Origin of the sequence: Arthrobacter sp. efr-133-R2A-120 (assembly GCF_030209835.1) — a bacterium.
Taxonomy (GTDB): Bacteria; Actinomycetota; Actinomycetes; order Actinomycetales; family Micrococcaceae; genus Arthrobacter.
Genome location: NZ_JARVRF010000021.1, coordinates 1 through 17,138, shown reverse-complemented (window position 1 = coordinate 17,138; position 17,138 = coordinate 1). Strand labels below are relative to the sequence as shown.

The 17,138-nt window shown below is 64.9% G+C and carries 16 protein-coding genes and 2 riboswitches; of the genes, 3 read left to right on the top strand and 13 right to left on the bottom strand.

Annotated elements, in window-relative coordinates; translation table 11 throughout:
• The first annotated feature begins 16 nt into the window (after positions 1-16).
• Positions 17-1,309, top strand: a complete 1,293-nt coding sequence (locus QRN52_RS11780) for an MFS transporter (protein ID WP_284752907.1) — start codon at positions 17-19, stop codon at positions 1,307-1,309.
• A 95-nt stretch (positions 1,310-1,404) separates the two neighbouring features.
• On the opposite strand, the gene QRN52_RS11775 is transcribed toward QRN52_RS11780, so the two are convergent.
• The 7 genes from QRN52_RS11775 to QRN52_RS11745 all read right to left on the bottom strand — a co-directional run bounded on the left by QRN52_RS11775 (position 1,405) and on the right by QRN52_RS11745 (position 9,914).
• On the bottom strand, positions 1,405-2,892 hold the full coding sequence (locus tag QRN52_RS11775) for a carboxyl transferase domain-containing protein (RefSeq protein WP_284752906.1): 1,488 nt from the start codon (positions 2,890-2,892) through the stop codon (positions 1,405-1,407).
• Positions 2,889-4,148, bottom strand: a complete 1,260-nt coding sequence (locus tag QRN52_RS11770; RefSeq protein WP_284752905.1) for a CaiB/BaiF CoA transferase family protein — start codon at positions 4,146-4,148, stop codon at positions 2,889-2,891. The genes QRN52_RS11775 and QRN52_RS11770 overlap by 4 nt, the downstream gene beginning before the upstream one ends.
• Positions 4,145-5,623, bottom strand: coding sequence for a sodium:solute symporter family protein (locus QRN52_RS11765; protein WP_284752904.1), 1,479 nt, complete (start codon positions 5,621-5,623; stop codon positions 4,145-4,147). The genes QRN52_RS11770 and QRN52_RS11765 overlap by 4 nt, the downstream gene beginning before the upstream one ends.
• Entirely contained in the window at positions 5,623-5,937 is a 315-nt protein-coding gene (locus QRN52_RS11760) for a hypothetical protein (protein WP_284752903.1), read from the bottom strand. The genes QRN52_RS11765 and QRN52_RS11760 overlap by 1 nt, the downstream gene beginning before the upstream one ends.
• Positions 5,934-7,373, bottom strand: a complete 1,440-nt coding sequence (locus tag QRN52_RS11755; protein WP_284752902.1) for an amidase family protein — start codon at positions 7,371-7,373, stop codon at positions 5,934-5,936. The genes QRN52_RS11760 and QRN52_RS11755 overlap by 4 nt, the downstream gene beginning before the upstream one ends.
• 183 nt (positions 7,374-7,556) lie before the next feature.
• Positions 7,557-8,528: an Lrp/AsnC family transcriptional regulator gene (locus tag QRN52_RS11750; RefSeq protein WP_284752901.1), complete on the bottom strand. Its 972-nt coding sequence runs from the start codon at positions 8,526-8,528 to the stop codon at positions 7,557-7,559.
• Positions 8,529-8,627: 99 nt separating this feature from the next.
• Positions 8,628-9,914, bottom strand: a complete 1,287-nt coding sequence (locus tag QRN52_RS11745) for an MFS transporter (RefSeq protein ID WP_284752900.1) — start codon at positions 9,912-9,914, stop codon at positions 8,628-8,630.
• Between the two features lie 102 nt (positions 9,915-10,016).
• Between QRN52_RS11745 and trmB the strand changes: the two genes are divergently transcribed.
• On the top strand, positions 10,017-10,940 hold the full coding sequence (trmB, locus tag QRN52_RS11740; protein ID WP_284752899.1) for a tRNA (guanosine(46)-N7)-methyltransferase TrmB: 924 nt from the start codon (positions 10,017-10,019) through the stop codon (positions 10,938-10,940).
• On the opposite strand, the gene dhaL (QRN52_RS11735) is transcribed toward trmB, so the two are convergent.
• The 6 genes from dhaL (QRN52_RS11735) to QRN52_RS11710 form a co-directional block, all read right to left on the bottom strand.
• Entirely contained in the window at positions 10,937-11,611 is a 675-nt protein-coding gene (dhaL, locus tag QRN52_RS11735) for a dihydroxyacetone kinase subunit DhaL (RefSeq protein ID WP_284752898.1), read from the bottom strand. The genes trmB and dhaL (QRN52_RS11735) overlap by 4 nt on opposite strands.
• Before the next feature lie 25 nt (positions 11,612-11,636).
• Positions 11,637-12,644: a dihydroxyacetone kinase subunit DhaK gene (locus QRN52_RS11730; protein WP_284752897.1), complete on the bottom strand. Its 1,008-nt coding sequence runs from the start codon at positions 12,642-12,644 to the stop codon at positions 11,637-11,639.
• 65 nt (positions 12,645-12,709) lie between these two features.
• Positions 12,710-13,429: an HPr family phosphocarrier protein gene (locus tag QRN52_RS11725; RefSeq protein WP_284752896.1), complete on the bottom strand. Its 720-nt coding sequence runs from the start codon at positions 13,427-13,429 to the stop codon at positions 12,710-12,712.
• A complete protein-coding gene (gene dhaL, locus QRN52_RS11720; protein WP_284752895.1) occupies positions 13,426-14,073 on the bottom strand; it encodes a dihydroxyacetone kinase subunit DhaL in 648 nt (215 codons plus the stop codon). The genes QRN52_RS11725 and dhaL (QRN52_RS11720) overlap by 4 nt, the downstream gene beginning before the upstream one ends.
• Position 14,074: 1 nt before the next feature.
• The gene (dhaK, locus tag QRN52_RS11715; RefSeq protein WP_284752894.1) at positions 14,075-15,067 is read right to left on the bottom strand and encodes a dihydroxyacetone kinase subunit DhaK; all 993 of its coding nucleotides are present in this window, start codon (positions 15,065-15,067) and stop codon (positions 14,075-14,077) included.
• A complete protein-coding gene (locus tag QRN52_RS11710) occupies positions 15,064-15,819 on the bottom strand; it encodes an MIP/aquaporin family protein (RefSeq protein WP_284752893.1) in 756 nt (251 codons plus the stop codon). Before QRN52_RS11710 ends, dhaK begins: the two co-directional genes overlap by 4 nt.
• A gap of 170 nt (positions 15,820-15,989) precedes the next feature.
• Between QRN52_RS11710 and QRN52_RS11705 the strand changes: the two genes are divergently transcribed.
• Positions 15,990-16,748 carry an IclR family transcriptional regulator gene (locus tag QRN52_RS11705; RefSeq protein WP_284752892.1) on the top strand — a complete coding sequence of 253 codons (759 nt, stop codon included), beginning with the start codon at positions 15,990-15,992 and terminating at the stop codon, positions 16,746-16,748.
• Positions 16,749-16,830: 82 nt separating this feature from the next.
• Positions 16,831-16,929, top strand: a riboswitch (glycine riboswitch).
• A gap of 1 nt (position 16,930) precedes the next feature.
• Positions 16,931-17,033: riboswitch (glycine riboswitch) on the top strand.
• The last annotated feature ends 105 nt before the right edge of the window (positions 17,034-17,138 follow it).

The following is a 17,138-nucleotide window of genomic DNA, read 5'->3' as shown; positions in this document are numbered from 1 at the left end:
AACCTTGGAGCAAGACATGACCGCAACCGTAGGCGCTTCAGCCACAGCCCAGGTTCACAAGTCCCATCTGCGAACCCTCGTCGGTACCGGCATCGGCAACGCCGTCGAATGGTACGACTGGGCCATCTACGCCACGTTCTCGCCCTTCATCGCCAGCGCGCTCTTCAGCAGCGCCGACCCCACCTCCGCGGTCCTCTCCACTCTGGCGATCTTCGCCGTCGGATTCGTGGCCCGGCCGTTCGGCGGCTTCGTCTTCGGCTGGATCGGCGACCGGATCGGCCGCAAGACGTCCATGACCATCGCCGTCGGGCTCGCGGCTGTCGGCAGCCTGTTGATCGGTATCGCCCCGACATTCCAGGCCGTTGGGGCCCTGGCATCCGTCATGCTCTTGGTGGCCCGCCTCATCCAGGGCCTCGCCCACGGTGGCGAGCTGCCGTCGTCGCAAACGTATCTGTCCGAAATGGCACCCAAGGAAAAACGCGGCTTCTGGGCGACCCTCATCTACACCTCCGGCACCGCGGGCATCCTCGCCGGGACCCTGCTGGGCGCCATCCTGACCGGTGTGCTGAGCAAGGCCGACATGAACGCGTGGGGCTGGCGCGTCCCGTTCCTGGTTGGCGGCGCCCTAGGCATCTATGCCTTGGTCATGCGGGCCAAGATGAAGGAGACCGAGGCATTCGAAGCCGAAGCGCCGAAGGAAAAGCGCGAGCCCATGTGGCCGCAGATCGTCAAGTACCGCAAGCAGGCCCTGCAGGTTATTGGCCTGACCGTTGGCCTCACGGTTGTCTACTACATTTGGGGCGTCGTGGCACCGAGCTACGCGGCGAGCAGCCTCAAGATGGATCGTGGCGCAGCCTTGTGGGCCGGGGTCATCGGTAACGTCGCGTTCATCGCGTCGCTGCCGTTCTGGGGCAAGCTATCCGACCGCATCGGCCGCAAGCCCGTGCTGATCGTGAGCTCTGCCGGTGCCGCATTGCTGCACTTCCCCATGACGTGGCTCCTGAAGGATTCGCCCTGGCAGCTGGCCGTTTCGATGTCTGTGATGTTGTTTTTCATTGCCGGCAGCGCCTCGATTGTCCCGGCCGTGTACGCCGAACTGTTCCCGACCAAGATCCGCACCGTCGGTGTCGGTGTCCCGTACTCCATTTGCGTTGCGGTCTTCGGCGGGACGGCCCCGTACCTCCAGACGTGGCTCGGCAGCATCGGCCAGGCCAACATGTTCAACGTCTACGCCGTGATCCTGCTGGCCATCGGCATCGCGTTCGCCTTCATGATCCCGGAAACCAAGGGCAAGGACCTGACCCACTAACTCCCCGCGTTCTGACCCAACTGACTCGCAGTTAATGTCGTTTAGAGGCCTGATAACGACAACAACTGCGAGCTAGTTGGGCTTGTGGGGACGAGTTACGTGAGCTGCGCCGAGATCTGCCGGGAGGCGGCTTCGGCGAGGCGCTTCAGGAAGCCGTCGCCTTCGCCTACCACCTCGTCCACGGCAGCATCTTCGAGGAGTGCGCGCGCTCCGATCCGTTGCCGCTCGCTCAGCTCGGCCGCCAGGGACGTGTCCCCGTGCACGATGATGCTGGCACCTTCCGGCGGCAGCGGCGCGAGCCAGGCGTTCTCGGCCGCCACCGTGCGGCGGGCAGCCGCAAGAGCGAGCGCGCCGCCACCGGTCCCCTCGCCGAGGAGCACGGCAACGCTTGGCACGGTCAGTCCGAGCATTCCCGCAATGCAATCGGCGATCCCGCCCGCGATCGCGGACTCCTCGGCCCGGACCGAAAGCTCGGCCCCAGGAGTATCCACCACCGTCACGAGCGGCAGACCCAGTTCCTCCGCGAGGCGCATTCCCCGCCGCACCTGCGCCAAACCCGCCGCGTCGAGGACGCTCCCCGCCCGCTGGGCTACGCGGTCCTGGCCAACGACGACGACCGGCCGGCCCTCGAGTTCAGCCAGCACGACGGCGGTGCTCGCCGAAGCTGCCCCTCGGCCCGTGCCGTGCAAGCGGACGAGGCGGCCGAACCCGCCGTCGAGCAGTTCCACCAGCCCGGGACGCCCAGAGTCGCGCGTCCTCAGGACCGAATCCCAACTGGACATGTCCCCCGGGTTTGGGTCCCCAGTGGACATGTCCCCCGGGTTTGGCGCAAAACCGGCGCCTTCCCACGATCCCTGGCCAGCGAGAATGCCCAGCACCTCAACGGCAAGGTTCCTGAATCCCCGTGCGTCCAACACGGCGTCGACAGTTCCACGAGCGAGAAGATGCTCGCTCCTCTGGACGCCCTCCGGGAACTCCTGTCCGGTGAGCCCGGCGTAGACCTTGGGACCCAGGAAGCCAACGAGCGCACCCGGTTCGGCCACCGTGACGTGACCCAACGATCCCCATGAGGCGAAGACGCCGCCTGTGGTCGGGTGCCGGAGGTACGCCAGATAGGGCAGTCCAAGACGCTTGTATGCCGTGAGGGCCTCCGTGATCCGCACCATCTGCAGGAACGCAAGGGTGCCTTCCTGCATGCGGGTACCCCCTGACGCCGGAGCGGCCACGAGCGGCAGACTGCGTCGGCCTGCTTCTTCAATTGCCGCGACGATCCGCTCGGCGGCGGACCTCCCGATCGAGCCGCCAAGGAAGGCGAACTCACTGGCCAGGACGGCTACAGGAATTCCATCCAGTGTCCCCTCGCCCGTGAGCACGGACTCGTCCGCACCGCTACGGTCGCGGGCCCGGGCCAGATCCGCGAGGTAGGCGGAATCTGCACCGGGCGGTACAGGGACCGGCCGGTCCCAACGGCGGAAACTGCCGGCGTCGAGGAACTGTTCAACAAACTCCGTCCCGCCAAGGCGGCGTTGCCGGTGTCCCGCCGGGCTCGGTTCCGGGCGCGCGGCCTCCGCGAGCGCCGTCACGACGCCCTCGAAGCAAGCAACGCGCCGCCGGGCAATGCGTCGCCGGGCAATCCTGCTCCGTCAAGCCATGCCCGGACGGCGTCGTCGTGCTCTCCGAGCCTTGGGGGTGCGGAGTGCCGCAACCTCGTGGTCTCGGTGCCGTCCTGCTGGAAGAAGCGCAGCGGCGATCCCGGGACCTCGATACGTCCCAGCGTGGGGTGCTGGAGTTCAAGCGCCAAATGCTGGCTCCGCGTCTGTTCCCAAGCAAAGACTTCGTCCAGGGAGCGGACCCGGCCGCCCGGCACCCCGGCCGCTTCAAGCCGCGCGAGCAGCTCTTCGGCGTCGGACTCCGAGAATGCTGCTTCGATGGCATCGATCAGCTCGGCCTGGTGGGCTACGCGGGACTGATTGTCCCGCCAGCGTTCGTCGTCAACGGGAAGGCTGAACTCCCCCGCAAAGCGGCGCCACAAGCCTTCGGACCCCACGGCAATCTGCACAGCACCGCCTGCACAACGGAACAGCCCATACGGCGCGATCGAGGGATGGTGGTTGCCTTGGGCCTGCGGAACCTCGCCGCCCACCGTCCAACGCGTGCCTTGGAAAGCGAGCACGCTGACGATCGAAGACAGGAGCGAGGTGCGCACTATTTGGCCACGGCCCGTGCGCTCACGTTCCAGGAGGGCCGCCAACACACCGCAGGCGCCGTGGACTCCGGCCAGGACATCGCCGATAGGTACGCCAACGCGCTGCGGGTCCCGGGGCCCCGAACCCGTGAGGGACATCAGCCCCGCTTCGCCCTGGGCAATCTGGTCGTAACCGGCGCGGTGCCCCTCGGGACCGTCGTGGCCGAAGCCACTGATGGCGAGGACCACGAGCCTCGGATTCAACTTTTCGAGGCTCGCCGGGTCGAAGCCGAGGCGGTCCAGGGTTCCCGGGCGGAAGTTCTCCACGAGGACGTCTGCCTGCCGCAGCAGTTCGCGCAACGCGGCCTTGCCTTCTGCCGCCTTGAGGTCGAGCCGGATGGACTCCTTGTTCCGGTTACACGACAGGAAGTACGTGGACTCGCGGCCCTCCGGAATGTCCACGAACGGCGGCCCCCAACCGCGGGTGTCATCACCGCCGTCGGGATTTTCCACCTTGATGACGCGGGCGCCAAGGTCACCGAGCATCATGCCGGCGTGTGGACCGGCAAGGGCGCGGGAGAGGTCGACGACGAGCTTCCCGGCGAGCGGTCCTTTGTGGTCTTGCTTGTGGCCGGGGTATTCGGGCTGCGTCATGCTTCGACTCCCACCGTGCTGTGTCCCTCAACCGCGCTGTGTCCCGGAACCGGGCGCTCGACGTCGTCCGCTCGCTCAGCCGGGACCTGCGGAAGGCGACGACGGCGGATAAGCTCCGCGACCGCGAGCACCACAAGGTTCGGTGCGAGGGAAATGAGGCCCGAATCGACGCCGCCCGTGGGGATGTTGCCGAAGGTAATGACGGCTACCGTGAGCGTGCCCACGATGATGCCGAGGTTGACCGGAACGGCGCCGATGCGCACCTTGCGGCCGATCGCGATGGCGACGGCGGGAGCGAGCTGGGTGAGTCCACCGTACGTGAGCAGGAGGAGCGCGCCGATGTCCGACTTCGCGAGCCCGAACGCCAGGGCCAGTCCGACGGCGAGGGCGACCACCACGTGGTTGATCCGGAACCGCAGCTTGGGGTTCTTCACGGACAGCAGGTTGTTCGAGACAAGCGAGGAAATGCCCATTGCGATCGCGCCCGCCGGAACCATGGCGGCGGCTGCGCCGCCGATGGCGATGATCGCGATCAATGGCTCGGGCAAGGTGTGCTGGGCGATGCCCAGTAGGACAAAGTTGCTCTTGGTCTTCGGATCGAGGACCAGCGTGGCGGCGATTCCGGCTGTGATCGGGATGAGCAGCAGGAACTGGTAGACCGCAAGCCATTTGACGTTGTCCCGCAGCACGGCACCGCTTTTCGCGGCAAGGACCGGCGGCCACAAGTGCGGGAAGGTGTTGAGCCCGGCGCCGATGCTTGTCACGATAACGGAGGTTACCCAGAAGGTCGCGTCGAAGCCCGGGCGGCTGATGGTGAGGTAGCTCGGGGCGGTATCCATGACTTTGGCGAAGATATCCGGGATGCCGCCAATACCGGCCACCACACCGGCCAACACGATGACCAGGGCGGCGAGCATGGCGAAGTCCTTGAAGACAGCCACTTTGGCGAGTCCCCGGATACCCGCCCAGATCACGAAGACGACCACCAGCACGCTGGCCACGGCCATGCTGTAGCCACGCGCCGATTCGCTGCCCGTAGCGAGCTGGACGATCAAGCCGAGCCCGGTGATCTGCAGCTGCAGGTACGGGATGAGGAAGACGGCACCCACGAGGGCCACGGTCTTGCCCAGGGCCTTGCTATTGAACCGGTCCTGGAAGAAGTCCGCCATGGTCAGGTAGCCGCGGTTCGCGCCGAGCTCACGCTGGCGCGGAATCACGAAGTATTGGACGATGCAGTTGATGGTCAGATAGGCGACGGCAAAGAGCGCGGCAACGCCACCACCGAACGCGATTCCGGCGAGGCCGAGGAAGCTGAAGGTGGTCAGCGATTCGCCCGCTTGGAGGAACCAACTGGTCCAGCGGGGCAAATCCCGCTTGCCGACAGTCCAACTCGAGAGCTCTGTCTGGCGTCGGCGGCCCGCGATACCGAGGGCGCCGATGCCGACAATTCCGATGATGATGGCGACTGTAAGCATCAGTGGGCCCTTCTTTCGGTGATCGGGGCAGGGCTGTTGGTTGCGGCGCTTGTTGAAGCGGCGTTTGCCAAGGCGCTTTGCTCGGCTTCAAGACGATCGAGTTCGGCACCGCCTTCGCGGAGGTACGTGTGCTCCACAATCTGCAGGGCAACGATCGTGGCGACGATCATGAGGCCCATCCAGACGATCGCCGACGGGAGGCCAAGCCATAGCGTCGGCGTGGAGACGAAGGGCAGGAAGGGTGTGATGATCATGCCCACGATGGGGACTGAGGCAATGGTCAATCTCTTGGGGGATGCCAGGGTAGTGCTCATAGAACTGCAGCTCCTTGGGGGCGAACGGATGAGCAGGAAGAGATCTTCTCGAAGGCGGAAGCCAGGCGGAGGAGGCGGGCGTCGCTGCCGCGCGCTCCGACCATCTGGAGGCCGACGGGAAGTCCGGCGGGGGTGAACCCGGCCGGAACCGACAGGGCAGGGAGGCCCAGCGGGGTGAACAGGTACGGGGCACGCATCCAGTCGAGGTAGTTCTGGAGCTGTTGCCCGTCGATCTCGGTGGGGTATTCGAGATCGACGTCGAACGGGACAATCTGGGAGGCAGGCGCGATAACCAGGTCGTAACGCTCAAAGAATCCGGCCGCCTTGCGGATCAGGCGGGTCATTCCTTCCTCGGCGCGGACGACGTCGCGGCCACTGAGCCGGCCACCTTCACGGATGTTTCCGGCCAGGAAATGGTTGAAGGCATCGGGCTCCGCGGCAAGCTGCTCTCCCCACATCGAGTCGAAGGAGGCTGCGCGCAGTACGCGGAACACTTGCTCGGAACCGTCGAGGTCCGGGCAGTCCAGCTCCACGTGTGCGCCGAGGGCCGCGAGTGCCGCCGCCTGCGGTTCAATGACATCGAGTACCTCGCGGCTCACCGGGATCCGGCCGCCGAGCGTCGGGGCGAAGGCAATGCGCAGACCGGAAAAATCGGCCGGGGACGGTTCGGCGGCAAGGCTTGCTGGGCTTGCCAGGCTGGGCGGGAAAACGGAATGGGGATCGTCCGGGGAAGCGCCTGTCATGACGTCGAACAAGAGCGCGGCGTCAGCCGCCGTGCGGCCCATTGGTCCGGCCACGGCCAATGGGAAGAAGACGTTGTTGCCGTCGGTGTTGGGGACCATGCCTGGAGTGGGACGCAGGCCGACCACATTGCAGAACGACGCCGGGTTGCGGAGGGAGCCGCCCATGTCGCTTCCGTCGGCGATCGGCTGGAAGCCTGCTGCCAGGGCCGCCGCAGCACCGCCGCTGCTGCCCCCGGCGGACTTGCCGGGGTCGTACGGGTTGCGCGTTGCACCGAAGACTCGGTTGAAAGTGTGGGATCCAGCGGCGAACTCGGGGACATTGGTCTTGCCCACTCGAATGGCTCCGGCGTCGAGGATGCGTTGGACGTGCAGATCATTTTCCTCCGGAACGTGGTCCCGGAAATGCGGGTGCCCGAAAGTGGTGCGCATCCCCGCCGTATTCGCGGTGTCCTTGAAGCTGATGGGCAAGCCGTGGAGAGACCCCACAGGCTCCCCGGCCATGATCTTGCGATCGGCTTTCGCTGCGGCCGCCCTGGCGCCCTCTTCGTCGAGGGTCACCACCGCGTTGATCAAGGGGTTGACCTTGTCGATCTGTTCCAGGTGCGCGTCAAGAACCTCGGTGGCAGACACCTCCCGGGAACGCAGGAGCCCAGCGAGCTCCACTGCCCCACGGTAAATCAAGTCGTTTGTCATGATTCATCTTGCCTTCATGTAGTTTCCTTTTGAGTCACTTCTTTGTCTCAAGTGGAATTAATGAACCACGATAGTGGGACGAATCACATTTGGCTAGAGGTCTCCGTAAGGTTTTTTGATGCGCGGAGCATCCGGTTCAGGGCAGGAGTGAACCAAGGCGGGAGGATCGGGTTTCTAAATGATTCAGTCGAGGGCGGGCATGCGCACGCCACCGCGCTTGTACGCCCGCACCACGAGGGAACTGCGCACGGCCAGGGCACGTGCGGCCCATGGGGACGACGTGAGGAAATCGCGCAATTCGTCCAGGCTCGCGAGGGTGACGTCGGCCATGAGCTGGAATTCGCCCATTGCCATGACCGCGTAGCGGACCCCGGGAGCTTCAGCGAGCAGCCGGCCAACCTCGACGGCGTCGGCCGGGGCAGTGCGGACCCAGACTACGGCTTCGATCGGAAGGCCGATGTCCGCGGGCTCGACGATCGCCCGGACACTCAGCGTGCCCTCTTCAAGAAGGGTGTTGAGCCGTCGGCGCACGGCCGGCGCGGAGAGTCCCACGGCTTCCCCGAGCTCGGCGACCGGAACGCGGCCGTCAGCCACGAGGATCCGCACAAGGTGGGAGTCGACGTCGTCGAGCACTCCGCTCGCACTCGGTCGGGACGGGGGAGGAGGCACTTCCTGGAGCGCGGCAGTTTCCTCTGCGGTGACCGGACCCGGGTGCCATTCAGCCACCGTTCGGAAGTACTCCATGACGGGCGAAGCGCTCACCTGCACCACGCCGTCGAGGGCTGGAAGTTCCTCCAAGACAAGGCTCGAGAGGCGCCCCGGACGGGCCTGCACTTCGAACAGGAGACGAGTCGGACCGGTGAGCGCGTAGACGAATATGGCGTCCGGGTCGCCTGAAAGCTCCTCGGCGATGGCGAGCAACCGGGAGGGCTCGCAATGAACTTCCACAAGGTGGGTGGGGCCAAGGGTCACCAGGCCGGCCACGCGCACGATGCTCGAATCCAGCAGTGCGATGCCGCGGCGGGTCACCGTGCTGAACGGCTCGCCCAGGACCTCGGCGATCCGCCGCCAGGAGGCACGGCCATTGACCTGGAGAGCGCCGACAATCCGCCGATCGAGCCCGTCCAGCTCGCGCGAGGGTGCCAGCATGACCATGTACCCGATTATGCCGCCTCGCTGCGTTCCCTCCCCAACTGGCTCGCAGTTGTTGTCGTTTAGAGGCCTGATAACGACAACAAATGCGAGTCAGTTGGGCTAGCCGACGTAGCGGTTCCGGCCGGCGCGGAAGCCAAAGAAGGCCGCCAGGGATCCCACCACGAGGAACAGGATGCCGGCCGCCGCGAAGCCACCGGTCGCTTGATGCAACTGGCCGACCATCAGGGTTCCCGTGGAGCCTAAGCCATAGCCGACGCCCTGCATCATGCCGGAAAGGTGCGCCGCGGTGTGGGAATCGCGGGTACGCAGCATGATCATGGTCAACGCCACGGCGGTGAGGCTCCCTTGCCCCAGTCCCAACAGCCCGGTCCACACCCAAATCAGGTCCGTGGGGCCGAAAATACTCAAGGCGAAGCCGCCGCCGGTCATGAGCGCCACCACGGTGTTGACGGCGCGCTGGTCTTTGAAACGTGCCGCGAGCCCAGGAGCGATGAACGAACCAAGCATCTGCAGCACAATCGACACGGACACGATCAAACCGGCTGTCCCGCCGTCGATCCCGCGATCACGCAGGATCGGCGCCAACCAGGCGAACACGCTGAAGGACATCATCGCTTGCAACACCATGAAGATGGTGACTTGCCAGGCGACGGCGGAACGCCAGACGTTCGTACCGCCGTCGGCCGCGTTGTGCCGGACGGGATGCTGGCGGATCGCGAGCGGCAGGAAAAGCAAGAGTACGACGGCGGCGGGCAGCGCCCAGAACCACAGCGCCGAAGTCCAGTGCCCGGCCGCGGTAAAGACGGGATAGGTGAAACCGGCGCCAAGCGCGGCAGACGCGCAAATCGCCGTCGTATATAGCCCGCCCATGAGCCCAAGGCGATGCGGGAAGTCACGCTTGACCACGCCGGGCAGCAGCACGTTGCATAGCGCGATCGCGGCGCCGCACGCCGCGGTACCGGCAAGGAGGGCCGGTAAGTGCCCGGCGCCGGCGAGGTCCACGGGACGGATCAGCAGCCCGGCTGTCAGCACAGCCATCGCGCCGAGCAAGACCCTCTCGGCACCGAAACGGCGGGCCAGGATCGGCGCCAGCGGCGCGAAGACACCGAGCAAGGTCACCGGCACAGTGGTGAGGACAACCACCGCCCAGCCCGGCAGCCCGGCGTCGGCGGTGACTTCCGGAAGGACCGCCGAAAAGCTCGAGAACACCGTCCGCAGGTTCAGCCCGATGAGCACAAGGCAGATCCCCAGGAAGACGAGTCCGCCGCGCGTCCGGACCTGGGTGGGCTCGTCGGCGGGAAGCTCGTCGATTTCGGCGTCGACGAGGATCTCGGGAACGGCGAAGTGTGGCTTGGTGTTCTTGGGGGCGCTTGAAGCGGGGGTCACCAACCCATTCTGGCAGTCACCCCCGTGCGCCGGCGCCTCGTGACGGGAGCGTACGCAGGTTCCGCGGCGGGGCTTTGACCGTGCAACGGTATTCTGGAGGAGATGAGTGAAACCCCAGAATCCCCTGAATCACCGCAGTCTTCGCGCCCCGTGACCCCAGGCAGCCAGGCCTCCTTCGGCACCTATGGCGGCCGGCCGGTCAGTTTCGTGCGCCGCGGGACGCGGCTTCAGGGTCGGCGCCAAGCGGCGTGGGAAGAGCACTCGGACCGCTGGGCCATCCAGGTTCCGCGGCATGTCGCCAACACGTCCGTGCACCCGGACTACGTGTTCGACGCCGAAGCGGAGTTCGGCCGCAAGGCACCGCTGATTGTTGAAATCGGTTCGGGACTCGGCGACGCCGTATGCCACGCGGCCGAAGAGAACCCGGACAAGGACTTCCTCGCCGTGGAGGTCTACACCCCGGGCCTGGCCAACACGATGATCAAGATCAACAGTCGCGGCCTCAGCAACGTCCGCGTCGTGGAAGCCAACGCCCCGGAGGTCCTGGCCACCATGCTGCCTGCGGGGTCAGTGAGCGAGCTCTGGGTCTTCTTCCCCGACCCCTGGCACAAATCTCGGCACCACAAACGCCGCCTTATCCAGCCCGCGTTCGCCGAACTCGCCGCGAGGTCCCTCAAAAAGGGCAGCTTGTGGCGGATCGCGACCGACTGGTCCAACTATGCCGTCCACGTCCGTGAGGTCCTAGCCGGTTCAACCGAGTTTGAAAACCTGCACGACGGCGAGCGGGCCGGCGCGGACAGCCCCCTCACCCAAGTGTGGGAATCGGGAGTCGAAGCCATGGTGGGCGGGGCCCCCGTCAAGGAAGGCCGGGCACCGGTCAGCACCGAGCACACCGGCCCCAACGAGGGAGTGGACCACGTGGGCGGATGGGCTCCGCGCTTCGACGGCCGCATCCGCACCAGCTTCGAAAACAAGGCCCACGAGGCCGGACGCATGATCTTCGACCTCAGTTATCGCAGGATCTAGCTGCACGCCTCCACACCGCCCAACGGTTGCCAGGCCCGGCCGGCGCCGACGGTGTCCGCGCCGGCCTCAAAGAACAGTGCGATGGTGACCGCGCCGGGATCGAGCACCCCTCGCGCGAGTTCGCCCACGTAGGTGGCCCTGCCGCGCGCGGCGATGAGGTTGGCGGTGGACTCGGCACCGGCCCGGGCAGCCAGGGCTGCTTCAAGGAGCGCCTCGCCCAGCGTGCTGCCGCGCTCGGCCCCTTCGGTGAGGGCAATGGATGCTGGTTCCAGTGCGTCGATCATGGTGTTGTCACCGACCCGAGCGCCGCCGAGTTTCTGGATGGTCGACAGGCCCGCGGCGATGCTTTGGGCGATGTCAGTGACGGCTGCGGCGTCATTCTTGGTGCCTTTCGCAATGTCACGGAACCACATCCCGAACAGCGGTCCGCTGGTACCGCCGGTGGCCATAAAGCCACGGCTTGCGGCCTCGAACACGGTGGTGCAGGTCGATTCCGTGGCGGGCGGCAAACGCGCTTGTGTGCGTTCCAGTGCGGAGGCGATGTTCACGCCGAAGTCGCCATCACCGGCGAGGCGGTCCAGCTCTGTCAGATAGGCCTGAGTCGAGGAAAATCGCTGGCTGAACGCGGTGAACCACGCAAGTGCAGTGCTGCCGTCGATGAGGTTGGTCATTGTGTTTCCTTCGGTTGTTGTGTTGTTACCAAGAGAGGGCCGGTGTGCGGACTGGGGCGTCCCACAGGCTGATCAGCTCGTCATCGGCGACGGTCAGGGTGACGGACAGGCCGTGCATGTTCAGTGAAGACACGTAGGTGCCGACCAAGGAACGCGCGATGCTGATGCCACGACCGTTCAGAAGGTTGTGTACGTTGCGGGCCGCGATGGATAGCTCGAGCGGATACGCCCCGCCGAGGCCGTTCACGATTGCGATCACCGACTGGCCGCGCTTGACCTGCAGGCTGGAAACCAGCGGGGTCACGAGCTGTTCGACCAGGTCGTCGGCGGGTGCATAGGCGATGCGGCCGGTGCCGCGTTCGCCATGGATGCCCACCCCGTATTCCACCTCGTGTGGATCCAGCTCAAACGCTGCAACGGACTCTCCGGGGTGCGCACCCGCATCCAGGGCAATCGCCAGGCTGCGGGAACGCGCTACGACGTCGCGGCCGCGTGTGGCGATCGTGGAAACACCGGCGCCCCGCTCGGCAAGGGCGCCGCATACCTTCTCGACGGTGACCACTGCGGCGGTGCCGCGGCGTCCGGGGCCGTCGTTGCCGTTATCGGAGGCGAGGTCGTCGTCAACCAGGACCTGCTCTACAGGGACGCCGTCGTCATCGGCCAAGGATGCGGCGATCTGGAAATTGAGTACGTCACCGGTGTAGTTCTTGACGATCTGCACGACACCTGCGCCTGTGTTGGCGAGTTTGGTGCCCGCATGCACTTGGTCTGCGGTGGGGCTGGCAAACACTGCGCCGCAAACGGCGACGTCGAGCATGCCGCTCCCGACGAATCCGGCGTGCAGTGGCTCGTGGCCGGAGCCTCCGCCTGAGACAAGTCCGGTCTTGCCGGGTGTCAGGGTTTTGCGGGAGATCAAGTTGTGTTCGTTGTTGAACGTCACCAGCTCCGGATAGGTCAGGGCGAAACCGTCCAGGGCTTCGTCGATGACGCGGTGGGGTTTGTTGATGATGTGTCGACGCACGGATGTGGGCATGGAAGTACTCCGGTTCTGTAGTTAGGACGACGGAAAGAAAGGGATGAAAACGTTGGGGAAGGAAGCTAGGAAAGCTCGCCGAACCCTTGGAGGACGAGCTGCTTTACGGCGTTCACGGCCCGACTGGCGTCCGGGCCGTTGGCATCAATGCGGAGCTGATCGTTCTGGCTCGCTGCGAGGGACAGCAGACCGATCACGCTGGATGCGCTGACCGGTCCTCGTCCGGCGGTGGTGTTTGTCAGTTCGATGTCGGCACTGAACTCCCCGGCCGTCTGCACGAGTAGTGCTGCCGGGCGGGTGTGCAGGCCCATCGGATTGATCAGACGTTCCTCTGCGCTGGCGGCGGGGTTGTCCGGATTGGTGTCTTCCGCGACTGAAGCGCCCGCTCCGGTGACGGTCTGGGTCTTCTTTGCGCTGAGGGCGTTGCTCGCTTCAGCGGCAACGTCGGTCAGCGAACTACCTGCCGTTGCGCTGACCACTGCCGCCGTAGTTGCTTCGACGAACGGGCCGTCGCTGATCAAAGCCTGGTAGGTGCTGCTGCGGATCTCCAAGGCCAGGGATGAGCTAAGGATCGCTGATCCCAGGTCGGTGATCACGAGCACACCCTCAGTAGTGGCGAGGTCATCGATTGCGGACGCGATTGCTGTTGCGTCGGTGCCGAATCCTCCGGCCGCGCCCGCGGCGATCCGGATGGGAGGCCGCGCGCCGTGAACCATTTGCAAGGCGAGTTCCATCGCGGCGTTTGCGAGGGCTTCACTGTGTGAGACGAGCACGATGCCGATCATGCGGTTCCTTCCCCGATGCTGGCGGCCAGCGCCGCAAGCAGGATGGCCGCTGACGCGGCTCCCGGATCGATGTGTCCGGCGCTGCGCTCACCGAGGTAGGACGCCCGGCCTTTGCGTGCGACGAGCGGTTTGGTGGAGTCCCGGCCGGTCGTCGCCGCAGCGGCGGCGGCCGCAATTGAGCACTGCAGTTGCCGGCCATCAGCCAGGGACCGGGACAGTGCCGTGACGGCCGGTTCGAGGGCGTCAATCATGGTTTTGTCGCCAACTGTTGCGTGTCCTCGCGCAATGACGCCGTTGACGCCGGCATGCAGTGCGTTCTCCAATTCAGAACCGTTCAATCGCACGTCCGCGGGGCTGTTTCGGGCCATTTCAATGAAGAAGGTGCCGTACAGGGACCCGCTGGCTCCGCCTACCGTGGACACCATGGTCATGCCGACGGCCTTGAGCAGTTCCTGTACGGTGCCTGTCATCCGGCCATCGAGCTTGGTGACCACTGCGGCTGTGCCGCGGACCATGTTGGTCCCGTGGTCGGCATCTCCAATCGCCGAGTCCAGCTCGGTCAACCAGTCTGCTTGTCTCGTGATTTCGGACGCGAAGCGGTGCAGCCACTGCTGTAGCGCATTGATCGTGAGTGTTTCTGGCATGTCAATCGTTCCAGCGGAGGGCGGGAGTGTTCACCGGCGCGTCCCAGAGGTCGAGAATTTCATTGTCTGCAGCGACCAGAGTCAGGGAACAGCCCCGCATGTCGAGGCTGGTGACGTAATTGCCGACCAATGAACGGGCCATCGTGATGTTTAGCTCGTTAAGGCGGTCGGAAACCTCGGCGAACATTGCGTAGAGTTCGATCAGCGGGGTTCCTCCCAGGCCGGTCAGCAGAGCGATAACCGGTTTTCCGCTGAAGTCATAGTCGGTGGTGATCGACTCGACAAACGCGTGGGACAGTTCCGCGGCCGACATCATCGGTACACGCTTACGTCCTGGCTCGCCGTGGATACCGACGCCGAGTTCCATTTCGTCCTCGGGAAGATCGAAGCTGGGCTTACCTACGGCAGGAACAGTGCAGCTGGTAAGCGCCGCTCCCATGGAACGTCCCGCGTCGGCGATCCGTTTGGCGAGCGCATGTACCTTCTCAAGCGACCAGCCGCGGGCCGCAGCAGCGCCGGCAACCTTTTCCATTATCAGCGTGGTGCCGACACCGCGTCGGCCCGCTGTCCAGGTGGAGTCCTCAACTGCGACGTCGTCGGCGACGACAACCGAGGCGACGTCGATTCCCTGCTCCCGGGCGAGTTCGGCCGCCATTTCGAAGTTGAGCAGGTCGCCGGTGTAGTTTTTGACCACGAAGAGCACACCCGCCCCTGTGTTCACCCTGGTGGCGGCGGCCAGAATCTGGTCTGGAGTCGGTGACGTAAAGATCTCACCGGCACACGCGGCATCCAGCATTCCTGCGCCGACGAGCCCGCTGTGCAGCGGTTCATGGCCCGAGCCACCTCCGGAGACTAGCGCGACGCGTCCCTCCCGTGGTGCGGTGCTGAAAACGATGCGGTTCTCGAAGTCCACTGACAGCTGCCCGTGTGCGGCGGCGACACCGCGCAGTGCGTCCGCCAGCAGGGTCTGCGGGGAGTTGATCAGCTTCTTCATGCCCGGGTTTCCTGTTCGGTCAGAGCAGCGGTCAGCGAGGTGCGGTCAGCTTGAGTGCGCGAGATGAGCCCAAACAATGCTCCCGCGGCGATGCCCGCTGCAAGTTCTGCGGCAACGTAAACAGGCCATTGCTCCCAATGAACGGTTTCGCCCAGCAGGAACTGCACGATCATCGGCCCTGTGGTCCTGGCGGGGTTGATCGATGCCCCCGTGGCGGGCGCGACGGGGATGATTGCGGCGAACACGATGAATCCGATGACAATCCCGGCAAAGCCCGGTGCTGCCTTGCGGTGGATCACGCCGAACACCGTGAAGACGAGCAGGAAAGTACCGATGAACTCAGCAGTGAAGGCCTGCCAGACGGGGATCTCGCCATAAGCGGCCATTCCGAGGCCTAGTTCGCTGGCGCGCTGGCCGAGTACTCCAATGATGGCGAATGAGCCCGCAACGGCGCCCAGTACCTGAGCTGTGAGGTATCCCGGCACGTCGCGCCACGGGAACTTTCCTGTTGCGGCAAGCGCCACTGTCACAGCTGGATTGATGTGATTTCCGGATATGTAACCGAAGACGTAGACGGTGCCAATGACAACTGCGCCAAACGACAGCGAGATGACGCCCAGCTCGGAGCCGGTGAACGGCGCATTGCCGCGGGCCATGGCGAGGGCGGGCACGGATCCTACGCCTACGAAGACGAGGAACGCGGTCCCCAGGAACTCGGCAGCAAGCCGCTGCCACATGCGGTTTTCGTCCATAACGAAGTTCTCCTTTGAACGGCGGGTGATATTAGACGACGAGCAGATTCGACATTGTCGACTTCGATTCGTTAATATCGAATAATGCCGTTTAGGGTTCCCAACTGTCAAGGGGCTAAATTAACTTGTTGGCCTGACAAGGCAACCGATGATGCGAGAGTGGTGGAGCTGTGATCCAGTCGATTGACCGAGCGGCCAAAATCCTCGGGCTCCTTCAAGGCGCCAGGCGCCTTGGAATCTCCGAACTGGCCTCCGCATTGGAGCTTCCGCCTTCCACAGTCCACGGACTCGTGAAATCGCTGCAGGCACACGGGCTGGTCGCCCAGGAAAGCTCCGGAAACCGCTACATGCTCGGGCCCGCGCTGTTGAAACTTTCGAGCGTCTACCTCGACACCCTTGACGTCCGGGCTCGCGCGATGCGGTGGATGCACGAGTTGTCTCGACGGACCGGGTACGCGACGCGACTGGGTGTGAACCTTCTCGGCGAAGTTTTGATCATCCATCACGACCGCCGCCCCGACGGCACAGAGCAAATGCCGGAAACAGGACTCAACCTGCCCGCCCACGCCTCTGCGCTCGGAAAAGTACTACTCGCGTACAACCCCGAGTTCGAAAATGACGTGCTCAGCAAGCCGCTGGCCGAATTTACCGGCGAAACGATTACCAACCCCGCCGTCCTGCGATCCCAGCTTGAGGAAGTGCGCAAGAACGCGCTCGGGTTGGAATACGAGGAAGCGGTGATTGGCGAGGCTTCCATCGCAGCCCCCGTCTACGATGAAAGCGGGACCGTCATCGCCGTTTTGTCGGTAGTGCTCTCCGCGAGCGAGTGGCCGGCAAGCGAGGCCACCGTCCGCGAACTCCGCGACGCCGCGTGGACAATTTCACGCGAACTCGGCGCTTCGGTATGGTCCTCCCAGGGTGCCCGCTAGAAGTTGCGCTAAGCACTCTTTGCGTGCCGCACGGGCACCGGATACCATGTGAGACGTGTCACCGAAAGGCGGCACATGCTTATGATCTGCGGCGGGAGAGCCCTGCCGGTACGTTTCAGCAGGCGCCGTAGGAGCAAATCCTCCCCAGGAATCTCTCAGGCCCATGTACCGCCGCGGCAAGGCAACTCTGGAAAGCAGCCCGGGCAACCGGACTCACCGACGGTGCAAGCGTCCAGCCGCGAGGCAGGACGCGGAAACTCTCAGGTCCAATACAGAGCGGGGAGGAACCGAATCATCGTGGTGCGTCCGCGCCACCTGAATTATGGAGTTCCTCATGACCCTGGCACCTGAAGGCCGTAAGCTGCTGCGCGTTGAACAGCGCAACAAAGC

What these genes read in the sequence shown, in the direction of transcription:
- QRN52_RS11780 (WP_284752907.1), top strand. Translation starts at nt 17, where the DNA reads ATGACCGCAACCGTAGGCGCTTCAGCCACAGCCCAGGTTCACAAGTCC.
- QRN52_RS11770 (WP_284752905.1), bottom strand. Translation starts at nt 4,148, where the DNA reads ATGACGCAGCCCGAATACCCCGGCCACAAGCAAGACCACAAAGGACCG.
- QRN52_RS11765 (WP_284752904.1), bottom strand. Translation starts at nt 5,623, where the DNA reads ATGCTTACAGTCGCCATCATCATCGGAATTGTCGGCATCGGCGCCCTC.
- QRN52_RS11760 (WP_284752903.1), bottom strand. Translation starts at nt 5,937, where the DNA reads ATGAGCACTACCCTGGCATCCCCCAAGAGATTGACCATTGCCTCAGTC.
- QRN52_RS11755 (WP_284752902.1), bottom strand. Translation starts at nt 7,373, where the DNA reads ATGACAAACGACTTGATTTACCGTGGGGCAGTGGAGCTCGCTGGGCTC.
- QRN52_RS11750 (WP_284752901.1), bottom strand. Translation starts at nt 8,528, where the DNA reads ATGGTCATGCTGGCACCCTCGCGCGAGCTGGACGGGCTCGATCGGCGG.
- trmB (WP_284752899.1), top strand. Translation starts at nt 10,017, where the DNA reads ATGAGTGAAACCCCAGAATCCCCTGAATCACCGCAGTCTTCGCGCCCC.
- dhaL (WP_284752898.1), bottom strand. Translation starts at nt 11,611, where the DNA reads ATGACCAACCTCATCGACGGCAGCACTGCACTTGCGTGGTTCACCGCG.
- QRN52_RS11730 (WP_284752897.1), bottom strand. Translation starts at nt 12,644, where the DNA reads ATGCCCACATCCGTGCGTCGACACATCATCAACAAACCCCACCGCGTC.
- QRN52_RS11725 (WP_284752896.1), bottom strand. Translation starts at nt 13,429, where the DNA reads ATGATCGGCATCGTGCTCGTCTCACACAGTGAAGCCCTCGCAAACGCC.
- dhaL (WP_284752895.1), bottom strand. Translation starts at nt 14,073, where the DNA reads ATGCCAGAAACACTCACGATCAATGCGCTACAGCAGTGGCTGCACCGC.
- dhaK (WP_284752894.1), bottom strand. Translation starts at nt 15,067, where the DNA reads ATGAAGAAGCTGATCAACTCCCCGCAGACCCTGCTGGCGGACGCACTG.
- QRN52_RS11710 (WP_284752893.1), bottom strand. Translation starts at nt 15,819, where the DNA reads ATGGACGAAAACCGCATGTGGCAGCGGCTTGCTGCCGAGTTCCTGGGG.